Source organism: Burkholderia sp. AU19243, assembly GCF_018148075.1.
Classification (GTDB): Bacteria; Pseudomonadota; Gammaproteobacteria; order Burkholderiales; family Burkholderiaceae; genus Burkholderia; species Burkholderia latens_A.
This window is the reverse complement of sequence record NZ_JAGSTV010000008.1, coordinates 127,370-147,225: the sequence shown is the minus strand read 5'-3', so window position 1 is coordinate 147,225 and position 19,856 is coordinate 127,370. Positions and strand designations below refer to the sequence as shown.

The 19,856-nt window shown below is 68.3% G+C and carries 15 protein-coding genes; 9 read left to right on the top strand and 6 right to left on the bottom strand.

Translation table 11 applies throughout. From position 1 onward, the window contains the following. Positions 1 to 88: 88 nt before the first annotated feature. Positions 89 to 2,911, bottom strand: coding sequence for a heavy metal translocating P-type ATPase (locus tag KDW55_RS17185; protein WP_212161406.1), 2,823 nt, complete (start codon positions 2,909 to 2,911; stop codon positions 89 to 91). A 403-nt stretch (positions 2,912 to 3,314) separates the two neighbouring features. On the opposite strand from KDW55_RS17185, the gene KDW55_RS17180 reads away from it, so the two are divergent. Both KDW55_RS17180 and KDW55_RS17175 read left to right on the top strand, forming a co-directional pair. Further along, complete coding sequence (locus KDW55_RS17180; RefSeq protein WP_212161408.1) at positions 3,315 to 4,754, top strand: DUF1254 domain-containing protein; 1,440 nt, start codon at positions 3,315 to 3,317, stop codon at positions 4,752 to 4,754. Between the two features lie 151 nt (positions 4,755 to 4,905). Beyond that, on the top strand, positions 4,906 to 8,724 hold the full coding sequence (locus tag KDW55_RS17175) for a DUF748 domain-containing protein (protein ID WP_212161409.1): 3,819 nt from the start codon (positions 4,906 to 4,908) through the stop codon (positions 8,722 to 8,724). Between the two features lie 97 nt (positions 8,725 to 8,821). Here the strand turns inward: KDW55_RS17175 and KDW55_RS17170 are convergent, their stop codons facing one another. Then, complete coding sequence (locus KDW55_RS17170; RefSeq protein WP_040138834.1) at positions 8,822 to 9,043, bottom strand: hypothetical protein; 222 nt, start codon at positions 9,041 to 9,043, stop codon at positions 8,822 to 8,824. Positions 9,044 to 9,294: 251 nt separating this feature from the next. Between KDW55_RS17170 and KDW55_RS17165 the strand changes: the two genes are divergently transcribed. After that, on the top strand, positions 9,295 to 10,947 hold the full coding sequence (locus KDW55_RS17165; protein ID WP_212161410.1) for an alkaline phosphatase family protein: 1,653 nt from the start codon (positions 9,295 to 9,297) through the stop codon (positions 10,945 to 10,947). Positions 10,948 to 11,059: 112 nt separating this feature from the next. Here the strand turns inward: KDW55_RS17165 and KDW55_RS17160 are convergent, their stop codons facing one another. Then, complete coding sequence (locus tag KDW55_RS17160; RefSeq protein ID WP_212161411.1) at positions 11,060 to 11,956, bottom strand: LysR substrate-binding domain-containing protein; 897 nt, start codon at positions 11,954 to 11,956, stop codon at positions 11,060 to 11,062. A gap of 164 nt (positions 11,957 to 12,120) precedes the next feature. Here KDW55_RS17160 and KDW55_RS17155 point away from each other — a divergent pair, with 164 nt between their 5' ends. The 6 genes from KDW55_RS17155 to KDW55_RS17130 all read left to right on the top strand — a co-directional run bounded on the left by KDW55_RS17155 (position 12,121) and on the right by KDW55_RS17130 (position 16,825). After that, a complete protein-coding gene (locus KDW55_RS17155) occupies positions 12,121 to 12,972 on the top strand; it encodes an ABC transporter permease subunit (RefSeq protein WP_212161413.1) in 852 nt (283 codons plus the stop codon). Between the two features lie 7 nt (positions 12,973 to 12,979). Then, positions 12,980 to 14,023: an ABC transporter ATP-binding protein gene (locus tag KDW55_RS17150; protein WP_212161414.1), complete on the top strand. Its 1,044-nt coding sequence runs from the start codon at positions 12,980 to 12,982 to the stop codon at positions 14,021 to 14,023. Between the two features lie 26 nt (positions 14,024 to 14,049). Next, on the top strand, positions 14,050 to 15,138 hold the full coding sequence (locus KDW55_RS17145; RefSeq protein WP_212161415.1) for an extracellular solute-binding protein: 1,089 nt from the start codon (positions 14,050 to 14,052) through the stop codon (positions 15,136 to 15,138). Between the two features lie 10 nt (positions 15,139 to 15,148). Next, positions 15,149 to 15,979 carry an ABC transporter permease subunit gene (locus KDW55_RS17140; RefSeq protein WP_040138828.1) on the top strand — a complete coding sequence of 277 codons (831 nt, stop codon included), beginning with the start codon at positions 15,149 to 15,151 and terminating at the stop codon, positions 15,977 to 15,979. 76 nt (positions 15,980 to 16,055) lie between these two features. After that, on the top strand, positions 16,056 to 16,511 hold the full coding sequence (locus KDW55_RS17135) for a TIGR00725 family protein (protein ID WP_156789130.1): 456 nt from the start codon (positions 16,056 to 16,058) through the stop codon (positions 16,509 to 16,511). Positions 16,512 to 16,630: 119 nt separating this feature from the next. Continuing rightward, complete coding sequence (locus KDW55_RS17130) at positions 16,631 to 16,825, top strand: YqaE/Pmp3 family membrane protein (RefSeq protein ID WP_040138826.1); 195 nt, start codon at positions 16,631 to 16,633, stop codon at positions 16,823 to 16,825. A 111-nt stretch (positions 16,826 to 16,936) separates the two neighbouring features. On the opposite strand, the gene KDW55_RS17125 is transcribed toward KDW55_RS17130, so the two are convergent. Genes KDW55_RS17125 through KDW55_RS17115 form a run of 3 tightly spaced genes read right to left on the bottom strand, consistent with a single transcriptional unit; the run spans position 16,937 to position 19,537 of the window. Beyond that, positions 16,937 to 17,116 carry a hypothetical protein gene (locus KDW55_RS17125; protein ID WP_040138825.1) on the bottom strand — a complete coding sequence of 60 codons (180 nt, stop codon included), beginning with the start codon at positions 17,114 to 17,116 and terminating at the stop codon, positions 16,937 to 16,939. Continuing rightward, entirely contained in the window at positions 17,088 to 18,095 is a 1,008-nt protein-coding gene (gene cydB, locus KDW55_RS17120; protein ID WP_212161416.1) for a cytochrome d ubiquinol oxidase subunit II, read from the bottom strand. Before cydB ends, KDW55_RS17125 begins: the two co-directional genes overlap by 29 nt. Positions 18,096 to 18,124: 29 nt before the next feature. Beyond that, entirely contained in the window at positions 18,125 to 19,537 is a 1,413-nt protein-coding gene (locus KDW55_RS17115) for a cytochrome ubiquinol oxidase subunit I (protein WP_212161418.1), read from the bottom strand. Positions 19,538 to 19,856: the final 319 nt, after the last annotated feature.

Genomic DNA, 19,856 nt, shown 5'->3' with positions numbered 1-19,856 from the left:
ATTGTCGGTGGATTCGTCGAAGCCGTCGCGCCCCGCGCGGTGCGAAGCGGGCGGAGTGTCGTCCCTCCCGTTTCCGCATCGGGCCGCGTCATTGCGCGCGGCCTTTCCATCTCCTCAACAGCAACGCATTCGTCACGACGCTGACGCTGGAGAACGCCATCGCCGCCCCGGCGATGACCGGGTTCAGCAAGCCGAACGCCGCGAGCGGCACGCCTACCAGGTTGTACACGAACGCCCAGAACAGGTTCTGCTGGATCTTCCGGTAAGTCCGTTTCGAGATGTCGATCGCGTCTGCTACGAGCGCCGGATCGCCGCGCATCAGCGTGATGCCGGCCGTATGCATCGCGACGTCGGTGCCGGTCGCCATCGCGATACCGACATCGGCCGCGGCGAGCGCAGGCGCGTCGTTGATCCCGTCGCCGACCATCGCGACGATGCCGCCGTGCGTGCGCTTCAGTTCCGCCACGACGCGCGCCTTGTCGTCGGGCAGCACCTGCGCATGCACTTCGCCGATCCCGAGTGACGCCGCGACGGCCGCCGCGCTGCCGCGGTTGTCGCCGGTCACCAGCACGCTCGCGACGCCGCGCGCCGCCAGTGCCGCGATCGCGTCGCGCGCGCCGGCTTTCACGGTGTCGCCGAACGCGATCAATGCGAGCGGCGCACGCGGCGCATCGGCACGCATCAGCCATGAGATCGTGTTGCCCGCGCGCTCGAGCTGCGCGGCGCGCGCGTCGAGTTCGGCCGGCACGGCGATTCCGAGTTCATCGCGCCAGCGCGTGCTGCCGAGCGCGAGAAGCTGTCCGTCGACGCGTGCCTCGACGCCGCGCCCGGCCACCGCGCGCGCATCCGCCGCGACGACTGCGCTGGCTGAATCCGATGCGGCGCCGTTACGCGCGGCGACGTCGGCATCGTACGCGGCCACCACGGCCCGCGCGAGCGGATGATCGCTATGCCGCTGGACCGCGGCCGCGACAGCGAGCGCTTGCTCACGCGGGATACCGACCGCGTCGAACGCCGTCACGGATGGCTTGCCTTCGGTCAGCGTGCCCGTCTTGTCGAACGCGATCACGGTCGTGCGCTGCGCAAGCTCGAGCGCCTGCGCGTCCTTGATCAGCACGCCGCGACGCGCGGCGACGCCGGTGCCGGCCATGATCGCGGCAGGCGTCGCGAGGCCGAGCGCGCACGGGCATGCGATGACCAGCACGGCGACCGCGTTGAGGATCGCGGTTTCGGTGCCGGCGCCGGCAATGAGCCAGCCGGCCAGCGTCAGCACGGCGATGCCGAGGATCGCCGGTACGAACACTTCGCTGACGCGATCGACGAGCCGCTGGATCGGCGCCTTCTCCGCCTGAGCGGATTCGACGAGGCGGATGATGCGTGCGAGTGTCGTCTCCGCGCCGATCGCGGTGGTTTCGACGACGAGTGCGCCTTCGCCGTTGATCGAGCCCGCGGTCACCAGATCGCCGTCGTCCTTCGGCACCGGCAGGCTTTCGCCGGTAATGAGCGATTCGTCGACGTGCGAGCGGCCCGACACGATCCGGCCGTCGACCGGCACGCGCTCGCCGGGACGAATGCTGACCGTCGTGCCGACGCGCACCTGCGCGAGCGGCACGTCGCGCTCCACGCCGTGCTCGACGACGCGCGCCCGGTCGGGACGCAGCGCGTTCAGCGCGCGGATCGCTTCGGTCGTCTGCCGCTTCGCGCGCGCTTCGAGCCATTTGCCGAAGCGCACCAGCGTGACGATGACGGCGGACGCCTCGAAGTACAGGTGGCCCGGATGGGCCGGGTCGCGCAGCAGCATCCACAGGCTCAGGCCGAACGCGGCCGACGTGCCGAGCGCGACGAGCAGGTCCATGTTGCCGGTGCGCGCCTTCACCGCGTGCCATGCGGCGCGATAGAAACGCGCGCCGAAGCCGAACTGGACGATCGACGCGAGCGCGAGCTGCAGCCACCCGTTCAGCATCGCGTCGATGCCGAACGGCCCGACCAGCATCGGCGCGACGAGCGGTGCGCCAAGCACGGCCGACGCGATCACGAGATTGCGTTCCCGGATCGCTTCGCGACGCTTGCGCACGTCCGGCGCTTGCGCCGGATCGGCGGCACGGGCGTCGGTCGCCGCGGCGGCAGCGGCTTCCGGCGCGACGGCGACGGACGCGCGGTAGCCCGCTGCTGTCACCGCCGCGATCAGCGCGTCGGCGCCGACTGTGGCGGCGCGATGCACGGAGGCGCGCTCGGTCGCGAGATTGACCGACGCACGCGCAACGCCCGGCACCGCGGCCAGCGCTCTTTCGACGCGGCCGGCGCAGGATGCGCACGTCATTCCGCCGATGTCGAGTTCGAGATCGGTGGAGGCGGCCGGCGCAGCGGCGGCATCGGCGCCGGGCGGCGTCGCGGTGACGGGTGTCGCGTCATAGCCGGCCTGCTGCACGGCTGCGGCCAGCTGCGACGCGGAAACGCCGGGCGCCGCATCGACGGTCGCACGCTCGGTGGCGAGATTGACCGACGCACGCGTGACCCCCGGTACCTTCGCCAATGCCTTCTCGACGCGCGACACGCAGGACGCGCAGGTCATTCCGTCGATGTCGAGCTCGGTCGTGGCGAAGGGTGGTGCGTGCGACGCAGGCGACGCGTCGGCATGTCGCGCCTGCGCCGTTTCAACGGTATCGCGGGTCCGCTCGCGTATCGTCGCGCGGTAGCCGGCGCCCTCGACCGCATCGACGAGCCGCGCGGGCGCGACCGCATCGTGCGCGGTCACCGTTGCCGCGTGCGCGTCGAGATCGACTGTGGCGTCGACGACGCCGGGCACTGCGGCAAGTGCCCGCTGGACGCGGCCGCTGCAGCCGCCGCAATGCATGCCGTCAACCGCCAGTTCGACGGTGTGCAGCGTGGCGGAGGCGAGTGGTTCAGTCATGTCCGAATCCCCAAAAGCGCGGCGCGAGCCGCGAATGACGTCAGTATCAACATTGCCATGATGGGAAGGTCAAGAGGCGGTGGCGATTTGGCGCAGGAGCGTGGTACTGGCTCCGGGGCGGTGGCTCGGGTTTGGGGGCGGAATGCAAAAAAGGCAGGCCGCGCTCGGCCGGCATGCCCGCCAATTCGGCCGGCACTGCCCGGCGGGCGGCCGCGTGCAGCGCGTGGCGGTTCTTCTGCCCGTTATTCGGCATATTGGGGATTGCCCGTAGGCGCTATGATACCGGCCTGACATCAGCGCCCGCCGTAGCGAGACGGCGAACGGGCAGGCTGGGGTGCCTTGCTTTCACCGATTGAGTCGGACAAGGCGTTGACTGACAAGAACGAAATTCGGCCAGTATTCAATGATTGAACATCGACGAGAAACAATTTCCCTGCGACGCGCGGCAGGCGTGTCGCTGGCCGTTGCGGCGCTGCTGGCGGGATGCGCCTCGCAACCGGACGCGATCCAGCGGAAAACCGGCTGGATGCGCGCCGAAGTGGCCGACTCCTACGTCTACGCGTATCCGCTCGTGCTGATGGACGTCGCGAAGGAAGCCGCCACGGGCGGCGACGGCGCGCAGCCGGGCCAGGCGCCGCTCAACACGTTGCGCCACGCGCAAGCGCTGCCGCCCGTCGGCGCGGTGAACCCGCCGCTGCCCGGCGTCGACACGCTCGACTCGACCGGCTGGCTCGACGTCGGTGCCGAGCCCGTCATCGTCACGCTGCCCGATACCCGCGGCCGCTATTGGGACGCCCGCGCGCTCGACATGTGGACGAACGTACTGTGGTCGTCGTCGAGCGTGGGCGCACGGGGCGCACGCGGCCTCGCGCGATCGCAAACGATTGCCTTCGTCGCGAAGGACTGGCAGGGCGCGCTGCCGAAGGGCGCGTTGCGCGTCGACGTGCCGTCGGCCAATGCATGGCTCGAAGTGCGGCTGCAAACGAGCGGCGGCCGCGACCTCACGAACGTGAAAAAACTGCAGCGCGCGATTCGCGTGGTGCCGCTTTCGGTGTACACGGGCGCGGCGCGCGGTGCGTCGGTCGCGGTCCATGCGGGCAGCGCGCCGTCGGAGGCCGCGAGCGGCGGCACGCCGGCCGAGCAGGTTGCCGCGCTCGACCCGAAGGCGTTCTTCACGCGTTTCGCGCATGCGCTGCAGGACAACCCGCCGCCCGCCGACGACGCGCATGCGCAGGAACTGCTGAACGACATCGGCGTATCGGCCGGCTATCCGGTGCTGTGGACGGGCGATCGCCTGACTGCCGCGACGGCCGGCGTCGCCGAAGCGCGCGCGCGGCTCGCGGAGCCGCCGTCCAATCTGCTGAACGCGAACGGCTGGAGCTGGATCGGCGACACGGCCGGCAAGTACGGTCAGGACTACGCGCTGCGCGCGTACGCGGCCTACACGCAGTTCGGTACCGCGACGCGCGACGACGAGACGCTCGCGCTCGTGCGCGTCGACAGCGACGGCCATCCGCTGAACGGCGCGAACCGGTACGTGCTGCATTTCGCGCCGGGTGCGCTGCCGCCGGTGCGCGGATTCTGGACGCTCACGCCCTATACGACGAACGGCGCGCTGCCCGACGTCGGCGCCGCGCGCCGCTCGCTCGGCGACCGCGACCGGATGCGCCGCAACCGGGACGGGTCGATCGACGTGGTCGTGTCTGCGTCGCCGGGCGGCGCGCATGCGGCGAACTGGCTGCCGGCGCCGCGCACCGACTTCGCGCTGGCACTGCGTTTGTACGCGCCGAAGCCGCAAGCAAGCGACGGCTCCTGGATGCCGCCCGCAGTGGTCCGCAAGTGATCGGATAGGCGCGGCCTCTGCCCGGCCCGCGGGCGCGGCGGCCGCGCCCGAACGCCGTTCCGTCACCGCCTCAGCCTATACTTCCGGGATAGCGTGCGCCGCCGTGCCGGTTTTCCGGTGCGGCCGCCGTCCATTTCCGAGGCATCCCCGCATGTCAAGCGCAGACAAACAAACCGTACCCTCGACCCTCCATGCCCTCGGCGGCGTTGCCCGCTCGCGCCGGACCCGGCGTATCGGCATCGGCGTGCTGATTTTCCTGGTTTTGTTCGGACTGCTCGGCTTCTTCGCGGCACCGCCGTTGATTCGCCATATCGCCGAACAGCAATTGAGCCAGCAGCTCGGGCGGCCGTCCACGATCCAGCGCATCGCACTGAACCCGTACACGCTGAATCTCGAAGCCGATGGCGTGCGAGTCGGCGAGCGCGGCGGCCAGGGCGACTTCATCGACATCGGCAAGCTCGTCGTGAGGCCGTCGTGGTCGTCGCTGTTCCGCGGCGCGCCGATCGTCAACGAAGTGCGCGTCGATTCGCCGCGCTTCCATATCGTCCGCTACGACGCGCAACGCTTCAACTTCACCGACCTGATCGAGAAGTTTTCGACGCCGTCCAGCCCGGACAGCAAGCCGACGCATTTCTCGGTGTCGAACATCCAGGTCAACGACGGCCGCATCGACTTCGACGACCGCCTGCTGAATGAGAAGCACGTGGTCGACAACTGGACGCTCGGCATTCCGTTCATCGCGACGCTGCCGTCGAAGACCGACATCTTCGTGCAGCCGAAGCTGCGCGCGCGGTTCGACGGCAGCCCGATCTCGATCGACGGCAGGACGAAGCCGTTCGCACAGTCGCGCGAGTCGGAAGTCGCGCTGAAATTCGACCGGCTCGACGTGCCGAAGCTGATTTCGTATGCGCCGGCGCAGTTGCCGGTGATCGTCGCGAGCGGCCTGTTGAGCAGCGACCTGTCGCTGAACTTCGTGATGAGCGGCGACACGCCGACGCTGCGCGTGTCCGGCACCGTCGATCTCCACGACGCAAAGGTGACGGACCGCGCGTCGGCGCCGCTGTTCGCCGCGCGCGGTGTGCATGTTGCGGCCGCCGGCCTTGAGCCGCTGCGCAATGCGCTGCATTTCGACGAGATCCGGCTCGACCAGCCGGTCGTCGATCTCGCGCGCGACAAGCACGGCGTGCTGAACGTCGAGAAGCTCGCCGGCCAGCCTGCGGCCGCGCAGAAGACGACGGCCGCCCGGCCCGCTGCGCCGGGTGCCGCCGCATCGACTGCTGCGGGCGCCAGCGCCAGCGCCGCGACTGCCGCGAGCGGCGCGAACGCCGAAGCCGCCGCGAAGGAAGCGCCGCCGCTCGACCTGACGATCCGTCATTTCTCGATCGACGGCGGCACGATCAATGTCGACGACCGCGTACCGGCGACGCCGACCGCGATGTCGCTGACCAGACTTGCCGCGACGCTCGACGGTTTCACCCTGCGCGGCAAGACGCCGGCGAAGTACACGGTGTCGACGTCGCTGTCGCACGGCGGTGACGTGAAGGCCGAAGGCGCGTTCAACCTTGCGGCGAAGCAGGCCGATACGAAGCTGACGGTCGATGCGCTCGCGCTGCCGGCGCTGCAGCCGTACCTCGGCGAAGCGACCCGCGCGCGCGTGCTCGACGGGGCGCTCGGCGCGACCGTCAACGCGAAGGCCGACTGGGGCAAGACGCCGTTCGACGCGCAGATCGCCGACAGCACGGTGAGCCTGAAGTCGCTGAAGCTCGCGACGCCGGACGCGAAAGCGCCTGCGATCGTGCTGCCCGACGCGCGCGCGCAGATCGCGAAGGTCGACGTCGCCGCGCGCACGGCGGAGATTTCGAGCGTCGACGCGAGCGGCCTCGCGCTCGACGTGAAGCGCCTGAAGGACGGCAAGATCGACCTCGCCGCGCTGGCCGAGCCCGCGCAGCCGGCGGTGCCGCAGCGCACGGTCGCGCGCAAGGCGCAGGCTGCCGCGCCGTCGTGGCACTACCGGATCGACGCGCTGAACGTGAAGGCGTCGTCCGCGAACTTCACGGACCTGTCGACGCCGCGCCCGGTGAAGCTTGCGATCAAGCCGCTCGACCTGTCGGTGCAGAAGCTCAGCGACGACATGACGAAGCCGCTGCCGGTGCAACTGAAGGCGACGCTGAACCGCAAGGGTTCGGTGAACGTGTCGGGCGACGTGACCGCGCAGCCGCTGAAGCTCGGGCTGAAGATCAACGGCAACCGCGTCGACGCGGCCGCGTTCGAGCCGTATTTCGGCAGCGCGCTGAACGCGACCATCGCGAGCGCGCTGCTCAACGCGCAGGGCAACCTGACGTTCGCGCAGGTGAAGGACACGCCGCGCGCGGCGTACCGCGGCGACGTCGCGCTGGTCGACGTGCGGATGCTCGACAAGGCGACGTCCGACCCGTTCGCGGGCTGGCGGTCGCTCGCGCTGTCGAACCTGAAGGTGAACTACGACGAAAAGGGCACCGACGTCGACGCCGCGCGCGTGACGTTCTCGAACTTCTACGGTCGCGTGCTGCTCGACGCGCAGGGCCGGCTGAACCTGAAGGACGTGGTCGCGAAGGAGACGGGCCCCGCGCAATCGCTGACGCGCGACGCGAGCAAGAACGAGCCGGTGCCGCTGTCGCCGGGCGTGACGCCGCCGGCGGCCGCACAGGCCGCGTCGGCCGCGGCCGCGCAACAGGCGTCCGGCCCGGCCGCCGCGTCGGCGACGGTCGTCGTGAAGGCCGCGCCGCCGCCGCAGAACCCGGTGCGCATGCATTTCGGCGAGCTGCTGCTGCAGAGCGGCCGCGTGACCTACACGGACAACTTCATCAAGCCGAACTACACCGCGAACCTGGTCGCGATCAACGGGACGGTCGGCGCGTTCGGCACCGATTCGACGACGTCGGCGCCGGTCGACGTTGCCGCGAATCTCGCGGGCAACGGGCCGATCACGATCAAGGGCACGGTGAACCCGCTGATCGACAAACCGGCGCTGGACCTCACGGCGACCGCGCACGACATCGAGCTGACCAACCTGACGCCGTATTCGGCGAAATACGCGGGTTATCCGATCACGAAGGGCAAGCTCAACGTCGACCTGCACTACCAGCTCGCGAACGATCAGCTGTCTGCGAACAACCACATCTTCATCGACCAGCTGACGTTTGGCGATCACGTCGAGAACGACACGGCGACCAAGCTGCCGGTGAAACTCGCGATTTCGCTGCTGAAGAACACGCGCGGCCAGATCGACGTGAACCTGCCGGTGTCGGGCTCGCTGTCGAATCCGGAGTTCAGCGTCGGCGGGCTGATCTGGCGCGCGGTGCTGAACCTGATCGCGAAGGCCGTCACGTCGCCGTTCACGCTGCTCGCGAATGCGTTCGGCGGCAGCGGCGGCGAGGATCTCGGCTATGTCGAATTCGCGCCCGGTTCGTACCAGTTGACCGACTCGCAGCAGAAGAAGCTCGACACCGTCGTGAAGATGCTGACCGAGAAGCCGTCGATCCGGCTCGACCTGATCGGCCGCGTCGATCCGGCGAAAGACACGCCGGGGCTGCGCGACGCGTACGTCGACCGGCTCGTTCGCCAGCAGAAGCTGAAGGACGTGATCGGCCAGGGCGAGAGCGTCGATCCGATGTCGGTGAAGGTCGATCAGGCCGAATACGGCAAGTACCTCGCGCGTGCGTACAAGGCCGCCGACTTCAAGAAGCCGCGCAACCTGATCGGCCTGCAGAAGACGTTGCCCGACGCGGATATGAAGCAGGCGCTCGCCGATCACGCGCCGGCCGACGACAACGCGCTGCGTGCGCTCGCGCAGCAGCGCGCGCAGGCCGTGCGCCAGTACCTCGACGGCAAGATCGATTCGAGCCGCATGTTCGTCGTGGCGCCGAAGCTCGATGCGAAGGGGATCGACGACAAGGGCGCGACGACGCGCGTCGATTTCGGCCTGCAGTAAGCGTTACCGCCATCATCCGCCATCCGCCGCCGTTGCGCCCACGCTGGAACCGCGCGCGGCGGCGCGCCTCGTTGCTCCGTCGCTTCGTCGTTTCCCGTCAGCGCGCGGTGAATTCCGGCTCGCGCTTGTCCAGTTCCTTCCTCGCGGCCAACGGCAGGCGCGCATCGTCCCACTGCGCGAGCCATTCGACTTCCTTCGCGGTGAATACTTGTCCGTAATTCCGCAACGCGTACTGCAGCGCGTCGACGACGTGGTGGCGAATGATTTCGGGGGTGCGTGCGTCGTCCAGCACGAACCGGAGGGCTTCCAGGGTCGACATACTCGTGCTCCGGGTCAGGGAAAACCCTTTATCGCACGCCAATAGTCGCGCGCCAACCGGGAAAAAAATCCGGCGTCATGCGGCTGCGCCCGTGCACGCACCGCATTGCGACGGCGCGATGTCATTTGCGATTGGTTACGTTTGATAGAGAACAGAAAGCCCCGCTTCATCGGACCGCCGCACGGCGCGGCCATATTTTGCGCGCCTGTGGGCAAGTCATGCGGTTCAACGTCAATCGATGAGGTGGGGTGATGATTTCCAGGTTCGTCAAGCAACGAAACATTGCGGCGATGGTGGCGGGCGCGCTGGCGCTCGCAAGCGCCGGCGCGCATGCGGTGCAGCCGGCCGGTCACGGTCAGCGCGTGGTGAAGCACGTGCTGCTGATCAGCGTGGACGGTCTGCACGAGCAGGATCTCGCGCGCTGCATCGGCGCGAACACGTGTCCGAACATCGCGGTGCTCGCGCAGAGCGGTGTCACGTACACGAATGCGTATACGCCGGGCCTGTCGGACTCGTTTCCGGGCTTGGCCGCGCTCGTGACGGGCGGCTCGCCGAAGACGGCCGGCCTGTTCTACGACGTGTCGTACGACCGCAACCTGTACGCGCCGAGCGACACGACGTGCTCGGGCAAGCAGGGCTGGAACGTCGTGTTCGACGAGACGACGGGCATCGATGCGCAGAACGGCGGCGCGCTCGTGCATCTGGACGGCGGCGGCGCATTCAATCCGCAGGCGATCCCGCATGCGAAGGTCGACGGCCGGTGCGTGCCGGTCTACCCGCACAACTACGTGAAGACCAATACCGTGTTCGAGGCCGTGAAGGCTGGCGTGCCGAACGCATACACCGCGTGGGCCGACAAGCACGCGTGGGGTTACGACTGGCTGAACGGCCCGTCGGGCACCGGCGTCGACGACTTGATGCGTACCGAGATCAACTCGATCGACCCGGCCACGGGTACGGACTACACCGACGTCTATTCGCACACCGCGCGCTTCGACAATCTGCACGTGCAGGCGCTGATCAACCAGATCGACGGCCGCGATTCGACCGGCGCGAAGAACGCACCGGTGCCGACGCTGTTCGGCGCGAACTTCCAGACGCTCAGCGTCGCGCAGAAGGCGCCGGTCGCGAAGGGCGGCGGCTACCTCGATGCGAACTTCACGCCGAACGGCCAGGTCGCGAATGCGATCACGTACGTCGACAACTCGATCGGGCGCATCGTCAACGAACTCAAGCAGCACAACCTGTACACGTCGACGGCCGTGATCGTCACCGCGAAGCACGGCCAGTCGCCGACCGATCACACGAAGCTCGTGAAGAACGGCGACACGCTGACGAAGCTGCTCGAAGCGAACAACTATCTCGACCCGAACGGCAATTTCGGCCAGAACAACACGACGACGGGCAACCTGAACGACGGCTCGGGCCTGGTCGGCACGGGCTTCGTGCAGACCGACGACGTCGGCCTGATCTGGCTGCGCGACCGCAGCCAGCGCACGGCCGTGGTGCAGACGCTGAAGGCGAACCTGGGCTGCAATGCGCCGGGGATCTGCGCGGACGGCCCGCAGGCGTACGTCCTGTATGGCGAAGCGCTGGCCGAGCGATTCGGCGATCCGGCCAACGGCCGCACGCCGGACATCATCGTGCAGCCGAATCCGGGCGTGATCTACACGTCGAGCACGAAGAAGGACGAGGAGCACGGCGGCAACGCGCCGGACGACAGCCATCTCGGCCTGCTCGTGTCGTATCCGGGCCTGCATCGCGCGCGCACCGTGTCGGACGTCGTCGGCACGAAGCAGGTCGCGCCGACGATTCTCGGGCTGTTGGGCGCCGATCCGCAGCTGTTGCACGCGGTCGTCGCGGAGAACACGCACGTGCTGCCGGGGCTCGGTATCGATCACTGACGTTGCGCGCGCCGGATGCCGCGGTCGCGCGGCGTCCGGCCCGGGACGCGCGGCGGCGCGCGTCCCGTCATTCCAGGGGTTTTTTGCCGACCGCCGTTGCCCGCCGTCGCCGTCAGCGAGCCGTTGCCTCGTCGAGCATCCATTCGCGGAAACGCCGCAGCGCGTCGCTGGTTTCGAGACGCTCCGGCGCGTAGCAGAGATAGTGACCCTGCGCGTCCACGTCGACCGGCGCGTCGAACGGCTCGACCAGCGTGCCGGCCGCGAGATTGTCGAGAATCAGGAAGCGCGGCACCAGCGCGATCCCGAGCCCGGCCTGGGCAGCCTGGATCAGCACCGAATACTGTTCGAAGCGGGGTCCGGCCAGCGCGTTCATTTGCGATGCGCGATGGCGCTCGGCCCATGCGGCCCATGCGATCTCTGCCTGTTCGTGCACGAGGCGCGGCGCTGCCACGGCATCGGCGGGCTCGTGCAGCGCGTGCCGGTCGGCGAATTCGCGCGAGCAGACGGGCACGAAGGTCCGTCCGCCGAGATAGTCGCTTCGCACGCCGTCCCATGCGCCGTCGCCGTAGCGGATCGCCGCGTCGAGCCCGAACGGAAACACGTCACCGGGCGCGAGATGACGCCGAAAGCTCAGCGTGACACCCGGCGCGGCGGCGAGAAAGCGCGTGAGTCGCGGCAACAGCCACTTGGTCGTGAACGTCGGCACGCTTGCGATCGTCAGCAGGTCGCCGTTCTCGCGTGCGCTCAGCAGCTCGATCGACGCGTTGCCGATTTCGCGCAGCGGGCCGGCGACGCGCGCGTGATACACGTGGCCCGCGCGCGTCAGCGCCAGGCCGCGCCCCTCGCGCACGAACAGCTTCACGCCGAACAGCGCCTCGAGGTTTGCGATCTGCCGGCTGACCGCACTCGGCGTCAAGCCCAGTTCGCGGGCCGCGTAGGAGAAGTTCAGGTATTTCGCCGAGGCGACGAACGCGTGCAGCTCCGCGACGTTCGGATACAGGTGTTTCATCCGCTGCTGTTGTTCCGTTCTCGCATGGATCGATGCGGACTTTGTACGTTTTTTTCATGACGATGCCATGTCGGATCCTCACACTGCGCTCGTTCCGACCATGCGCAAGCCCCTGAATCGGCGGGCATTGCGCGCGGTCTTCCCTCATCGCCAGCGAGTGTGTCATGCGTCCGTCATCCGTCCCGGCCGTGGCCGACGGTGTTCCGATTCGTCGTAGCAGAGCCGCGCGCCCGCGCATCGGCCGGCTGATACTGCAGGCCTTCGTCGCGGTGTTCGGGTTCTATCTGCTGTTGCCGATCGCGTTGCTGTTGATCGGCTCGGTCGGCGAATCGTGGACCAATACGTTACTGCCCACCGGCTTCACCGCGCACTGGTTTGCCGATCTGGCCGCGAACCGCAGCTTCACGCGGGCGTTCGGCGTGAGCCTGATGGTCGCATTGGCCTGCTGCGCGCTCAACGCGACGATCGGGCTGCCGCTCGCGTATGCGCTGCATCACCGCGCGCGGGCCGGCGGCGGCTTCGCGACGCGCATCGTGATGCTGATGCCGGTCGCCGTGCCGGCGCTCACGCTCGGCTTCGGCTACATCGCGATCTTCAGCGGCGACATATTGCCGTGGCTCGGCACGCTGCCGCTGATGGTCGCCGCCCACGCGGTGCTGACGCTGCCGTATCTGCTGCAGACCCTGCTGGGAGACCTGCGCCATCTCGATCTTGCGCGCCTCGAAGACTGCGCGGCGACGCTCGGTGCAACGCCGTCGCGGCAGTTCTTCACGATCGTGCTGCCGAACCTGCGGCACAGCCTGTTCTCCGGCCTCGTGATGGTGGTCGCGCTGTCGATCGGCGAATTCCAGATCTCGAACCTGATCGCCGGTTTTCGCTACCGGAATTATCCGATCGTGCTGCTGCAGGCGTTCTACGGCGCGACCGGGACGGCATGCGCGGCGACCGTCGTGCTGCTCGTTCTCGCCGTCCTCGCGACGCTCGTGTCCGTCGGCACCGTCCAACGTCTGAAATGAGTCCTTCATGAGCGTCGAATTCGAACACGTCAGCTTTCAGTATCCCGGTGCGCGTCACGGCGTCGACGACGTCACGCTGTCCGCCGCGCCAGGCGAGCTGCTCGCGGTGATGGGGCGCAGCGGCTCCGGCAAATCGACGCTGCTGCGGCTTGCCGCCGGGCTGCTCGACGGCTGGCACGGGCGCATCGCGATCGGCGGCGACGACGTGGCCGGCGTGCCGGTATGGCGCCGCGAAGTCGGGATGGTGTTTCAGCACTATGCGTTGTTTCCGAATCTGTCGGTCGTCGACAACGTCGCGTACGGGCTGCGGATGCGCGGCGTCGCGGCCGGCGTGCGGCGTCGGCGCGCGCTGGACATGCTCGAGCGGGTCGGCCTGGCCGCACATGCGACGCGCGGCGTCGCGATGCTGTCGGGCGGACAGCAACAGCGCGTCGCGCTGGCGCGCGCGCTCGTGATCGAGCCGAAGCTGCTGTTGCTCGACGAGCCGCTGGCCGCGCTCGATGCCGGCATCCGTCATCAGCTGCGCGACGAGATCCGCGCGCTGCAACGCGCGTGCGGCGCGACGACGCTGTTCGTCACGCACGACCAGGACGAGGCACTGAGCATGGCGGACCGCGTCGCGATCGTCGACGGCGGCCGCGTGCTCCAGGCCGGCACGCCGCGCGACCTGTACGAGCGGCCCGTGAGCGCGCAGGTTGCACGCTTCGTCGGCCATTCGACGCTGCTGCGCGGACGCGTGCTCACGCACGGCGCCATCGACGTGCGCTTCGCGATGCTGCGCGCGGACACGGGCGCACACCGGCCCGGCGCCGAAATCGCGGTGCTGGTGCGGCCCGAGCATGTACAGGCCGATCCGCCGGCGCACAGCGCGAACCGGCTCGACGGCCGTCTTGGCGAAGTGCGGTACTTCGGCGCGACGCAGCGCTACGACTTCATTCCGGACGGATCGCCGGACCCGCTGCTGTGCGAAGGGCGCGAGCCCGCCGCGCGCAGCATCGCGATCGACCCGCGCCATCTGCTCGTGCTGCCGGCGTTGCCGGACGCGCACTGATTCCTTTCGTTCAACGGAGATTCACCATGTCTGCAGGTTCCCTTTTCGTGAAGGCCGTGCGCGCCCGCATGCTCGCGCTGTGCGCGCTTGCCGCGCTTTTCTGCGCGGCGGCGCATGCCGCGCCGTTGTATCCGGGCGAGGACGCGCTGTACGCGAAGGCCGCCGACGAAGGCCTCGTCGTATCGTTCGACACCGGCCCCGAATGGGCGAACTGGAAGGCGCTGTTCGCCGAGTTCCGCAAGCGGTATCCGAAGGTCGAGATCACGTACAACGATATCGGCTCGGCGGCCACCGTCGTCGCGCTCGACAAGTCGCGCCGCCGTCCGCAGGCCGATACCGCGTACTACTTCGCGGCGTCGGCGCTCGACGCCGCGGGCAAGGACGTCGTCGCGCCGTTCAAGCCCGTCAACTTCGACCGGCTGCCGGGCGTGTTCCGTGCAACCGACGCGCGCTGGTTCGCCGTGCATTCGCTGAACATCGCGTTCCTCGTCAACCGGAAACTCGTGAAGAACGTACCGCAGCGCTGGTCCGATCTGCTCAAGCCCGAGTACCGCAACGCGGTGGTTTATCTCGACCCGCGTTCGACCGGGCAGGGCCAGGTCGCGGTGTTCGCGGCCGCCTATGCGAACGGCGGCAGCGTCGAGAATCCGAAACCGGGCGCCGACTTCTTCGGCAAGCTGAAGCAGGCCGGCAACGTGCTGCGTGTCGAAGGCACGACGCCGTATGCGAAGTTCGTGAAGGGCGAGATTCCGATCCTGATCGGCTACGAAAACGACGGCCTCAAGGCGAAGTACACGGACCGCATGGGCGACGCGGCCGACGTCGTGATTCCGCAGGACGGCAGCGTGTCGGCGCCGTATGCGATGAGTCTCGTGAAGAACGGCCCGAATCCGTTCGCCGCGCAGCTGTGGCTCAACCTCGTGATGAGCGACGTCGGCCAGGCGCTGTTCGCGCAGGGCTATGTGCGTCCGGCCGTGCCCGGCACGCCGGTGGCGCCGGAAACCGCGGCGAAGCTGCCGAACGCACCGCAGGTGCGTCCGCTCGATGTCGCGAAGGCGGCCGCGCGCAAGGCCGAAGTCGACCAGCTGTGGTCGCAGGCCACGCTCGGCAACTAAGGGGATCGGCATGCAGGCTTCGTTACCGGAACGCGGCGTGCTGCGCCGCTTCGGCGCGATTCCGGCGGCGGCGTTGCTCGCGGTGTGCTTCGTGCTGCCGCTCGCCGCGCTCGTCGACGCGGCATGTGCGGGCGGCGGGCGCGCGTTCGCGGCGGTGCTGCGCGACCCGCTCGTCGCCGATGCGATCGCGCGCTCGGTCGCGCTGGCCGTCGGCGCCGGGACGTTGTCGGTTGGCGTGGGCGTGCCGCTCGCCTTCGCACTGGCGGGGCAGTCGCCTGCTCGCCGCCACTGGTCGCTCGCGCTGCTCGGCGTGCCGCTGGCGTTCTCCGGACTGGTGATCGCGTACGGCTTCATTCTCGCGTTCGGCCGCGCGGGCTTCGTCACCACGCTGCTGGCGGCGCTCGGTGCGGATTCGAACGTGATCGGCGGCGCCATCTACACGATGCCCGGGCTCGCCGTCGCCTATGCGTATTACCTGATCCCGCGCGTCGCGCTGATGATCTATCCGACCCTCGCGAACCTCGACCGGCGGCCGCTCGAAGCGGCGCTGACGCTCGGCGCGCGGCCATGGCGCGCGTGGTTCGACGTTGCGTGGCGCGAGCTGTGGCCGTCGATCGCGTCCGCGTGGTGCCTCGTGACGGCGATCGCGCTCGGCACGTATGGCACGGCACTGGCGCTGGCCGGCACGCAGATCAATATCCTGCCGCTGCTGATGTACCTGAAGCTGTCGGACGGGCAAACCGATTTTTCGCAGGCGGCCGTGCTGTCGATCGTGCTGACGGCCATTTGCACCTGCGTTCTTGCACTGGGGGAAGGCCTTGTTCGCCAACGACGTCATTGAATGCGCGTGGTCCGAGCCGGCACGCGACGCGCTCGCGCGACTGGCGCAACGGCAACGCGGCACGCACCGGCACCGAATGCCGGTCGGCTTGATCGGCCCGCGCGACGCGACGGACGAGCAGATGCGGGTCGCGGAACGGATCGCGCACGCATTGGCGACGGCGGGCGTCGCGCTCGTCGGCGGCGGCAAGCAGGGTGTGATGGAAGCTGCCGCGCGCGGCGCGCATGCGGCAGGTGGCTGTGCAATCGGATTGCTGCCCGAAGACGACGCGGCGCTCGCGAATCCGTATCTGAGCGTCGCGCTGCCGACCGGGCTCGGCATCACGCGCAACGCGCTGGTCGCGCGCGCATCGCTGTGCCTGATCGCGGTCGGCGGCGGTCTCGGCACGCTGTCGGAGATCGCGCTCGGGCTGCAATGGGGCAAGCCGGTGTTCACGATTTGCGACGCGCCGTACGTCGCGGGCGTCGAGTGCTTCGACGAACCGGACCGGCTCGTCGCGCGCGCCGCGCAGTGGCTGAGCGATTCGGCTTAGGCGGTGGCGGCGGCATCTCGTGCGGCGGGCATCGTTGCGGACGTCGGACTTGAAACCGGCGCGCGACTCGCCATATTGTTCGGGCATCGACGTTCAACGACGCTTCGCGAGGATTCCAGATGCGCCTGCTGCTTGCCCTGCTGTTGCCGTGGTTCCAGTTCTTCACGATCGGCCGTCCGATCGCCGGGATCGTCTGTCTGATCCTGCAACTCACGATCATCGGCTGGCTGCCGGCCGCGATCTGGTCGGTCTATGCGCTGAGCCAGTACAAGACCGATAGAAAGATCGACGCGGCGCTGCGCGGGCGGCGGTAGGCGGCGCGGCGGCGCGGCGACGCGCTTCGAGCGATGCGCGAACGCTGCAAACCGGCCCGCGATATGAAAACGGCCGCTGCGATCGTCATCCGATCGCAGCGGCCGATGTGCCTACTTCACCGCAAACAGCGTCAGGTTCATGAAGATCTTGAACGCGTAGCCGAGCGTGACGGCGCCGAGCACGCCGCCGGCCCACAGGACGACGAACCACATCCAGCCGCGCATCCGCGGCCGCGGCGCGCCGGCCTGGCCGGCGGGGGAATCAGTGGTGGTAGTAATGCTGGTCTTCATGGCGCACCTTGCCTCGGAATACCCAGTAACCCATCGTCGTGTAGGCGATGATGATCGGCAGGATAACCGCTGCGCCGACCAGCGTGAAGGTCTGGCTCGAACGCGGCGCGGCCGCTTCCCAGATCGTCATCGTCTGCGGAATCGCGTACGGGAACATCGTGACGAGCAGGCCGACGTAGCCGAGCAGCACGAGCGCCAGCGCGAGCACGAACGGCGTCACGTCGTGCCGTTCGCGTACCGCGCGGCGCATCCATGCCGCGCACCCGGCGACGAGGAACGGCACCGGCAGCAGGCGCCAGAACAGCCCCGAATCGAACCACCGCTGCGCGACGGCCGGATCCTGCAGCGGCGTCCACAGGCTGACGATCGCAATGAAGCCGAGCAGCACGACGGTCAGCGGCCACACGACGCGATGCAGACGCCGTTGCAGGTCGCCTTCCGTCTTCGCGACGAGCCAGCAGCAGCCGAGCAGCGCGTACGTGACGATCAGCCCGAGGCCCGTCAGCAGGCTGAACGGCGTGAGCCAGTCGAATGCGCCGCCGGCGTATACGCCGTCCTTCACGTCGATGCCCTGCAGGAACGCGCCGAGCGCGATTCCCTGGAACAGCGTCGCGCCGGCCGAGCCGCCGATGAACGCGAGATCCCACAGCTGCTTCGTGCGCCGCGCCTTCGCGCGGATCTCGAACGACACGCCGCGGAAGATCAGGCACACCAGCATGAAGATCAGCGGCAGGTACAGCGCGGACAGCACCGTCGAATAGACGACGGGAAACACCGCGAACAGCCCGGCGCCGCCGAGCACGAGCCACGTCTCGTTGCCGTCCCACACGGGCGCGACGGTGTTCATCATCAGGTCGCGTTCCTTCTCGTCAGGGAAGAACGGGAAGACGATGCCGATGCCGAGGTCGAAGCCGTCGAGCACGACGTACATGAAGAGCCCCAATGCGATGATCGCGGCCCAGATTACGGTGACGTCCATAGGTTTTCTCGTATGCGAAAGGAGTGGGCTCAGACGGTCTCGATCAACTCGTCGACGGCCGACATCGGCCGGCGTCCGGTGTGATCGGGGCGCGTGTCCGGCTTGTCGTCATGCTTGACGTCGGGCAACGCGGGGCCGGCCTTCATCAGCTTCAGCATGTAGTACACGCCGGTGCCGAATACGAGGAAGTACACGATCACGAACGTCATCATCGACAGGCTGACCTGCTGTACGGACAGCGGCGACACGGCTTGCGCGGTGCGCATCACGCCATACACGACCCACGGCTGACGGCCTGCTTCGGTCGTCACCCACCCCGCGAGCAGCGACACGAACCCGGTCGGCCCCATCGCGAGCGCGAAGCGCTGAAACCCCTTCGATTCATACAGGGCGCCGCGGCGGCGCAGCAGCCATGCGAGCGCGGCGAGACCGATCATCGCGAAGCCCAGGCCGACCATGATCCGGAAGCTCCAGAACACGACCGTCGAGTTCGGCCGGTCTTCCGGCGGGAAGTCCTTCAGCCCGCGGATTTCGCCGTCCCAGCTATGCGTGAGGATCAGGCTGCCGAGGTGCGGCACCTTCACCGCGTAGCGGGTCGTTTCGGCCTGCATGTCAGGAATGCCGAACAGGTTCAGCGCGGTGCCGCCCTTTTCGGTCTCCCACAGACCTTCGATCGCGGCGATCTTTGCCGGCTGGTGCTTCAGCGTGTTGATCCCGTGCTGGTCGCCGATTACGGCTTGCAGCGGCGCGAGCACCAGCAGCAGCCAAAGCGCCATCGAGAACATCTTCTTCACGCCCTCGTCGCGGCGGCCCTTCAGCAGGTGCCATGCGCCCGTCGCGGCTACCACGAGCGCGGCGACGATGAACGCGGCGATCGCCATGTGGAACAGGCGGTAAGGGAACGACGGGTTGAACACGATCGCGAACCAGTCGGTCGGCACGATGCGGCCGTCGACGATCTCGAAGCCTTGCGGCGTCTGCATCCAGCTGTTCGATGCGAGGATCCAGAACGTCGAGATCAGCGTGCCGATCGCGACCATCAGCGTCGCGCCGAAGTGCGCGCGCGGGCTCACGCGATTCCAGCCGAACAGCATGATGCCGAGGAAGCCGGCTTCGAGGAAGAACGCGGTCATCACTTCGTACATCAGCAGCGGACCGGTGACGGAACCCGCGAAGCTCGAGAAGCCGGACCAGTTCGTGCCGAACTGATAGCTCATCACGACGCCGGAGACGACGCCCATCCCGAACGCGACCGCGAAAATCTTCGACCAGAACAGGCAGAGGGTTTTGTAGTACTGCTTGCCCGTCTTCAGCCAGCGATATTCGAGCACGGCGATGAAGCTGGCGAGGCCGATGCTCAGCGCCGGGAAGACGATGTGGAAGGAGACGGTGAACGCGAATTGCAGGCGGGCCAGATCGAGGGCCGAAAATGCGGTGTCCATACCAGTTGACCGAGGCTTGACGATACCCGCCGGCGGGTGCCGGCGGACCCGGGCCGGCGATGCGGCAGGGGTTGGCTGGAGTATGGATCGCGATGTTGCGCCGCGAAATGTGCCAACTCGTCGCAGATGTCCAGCCCGCCGCGCCCGCTTTCGCGCTAAATCGTTGATTCGCATCAAGAACGCGTTGCGCGGCCTGCGCTGGTGCGGCGCGGCGGTCTGCCGCACGTGCGGCAATATGGCGCGTCGCATCATCCGAACGGCGGCCTGCGAGGACAATCGGTGTGCGTCCGGCCTCGGGCGGGCGCCGCGCGAATTGCGT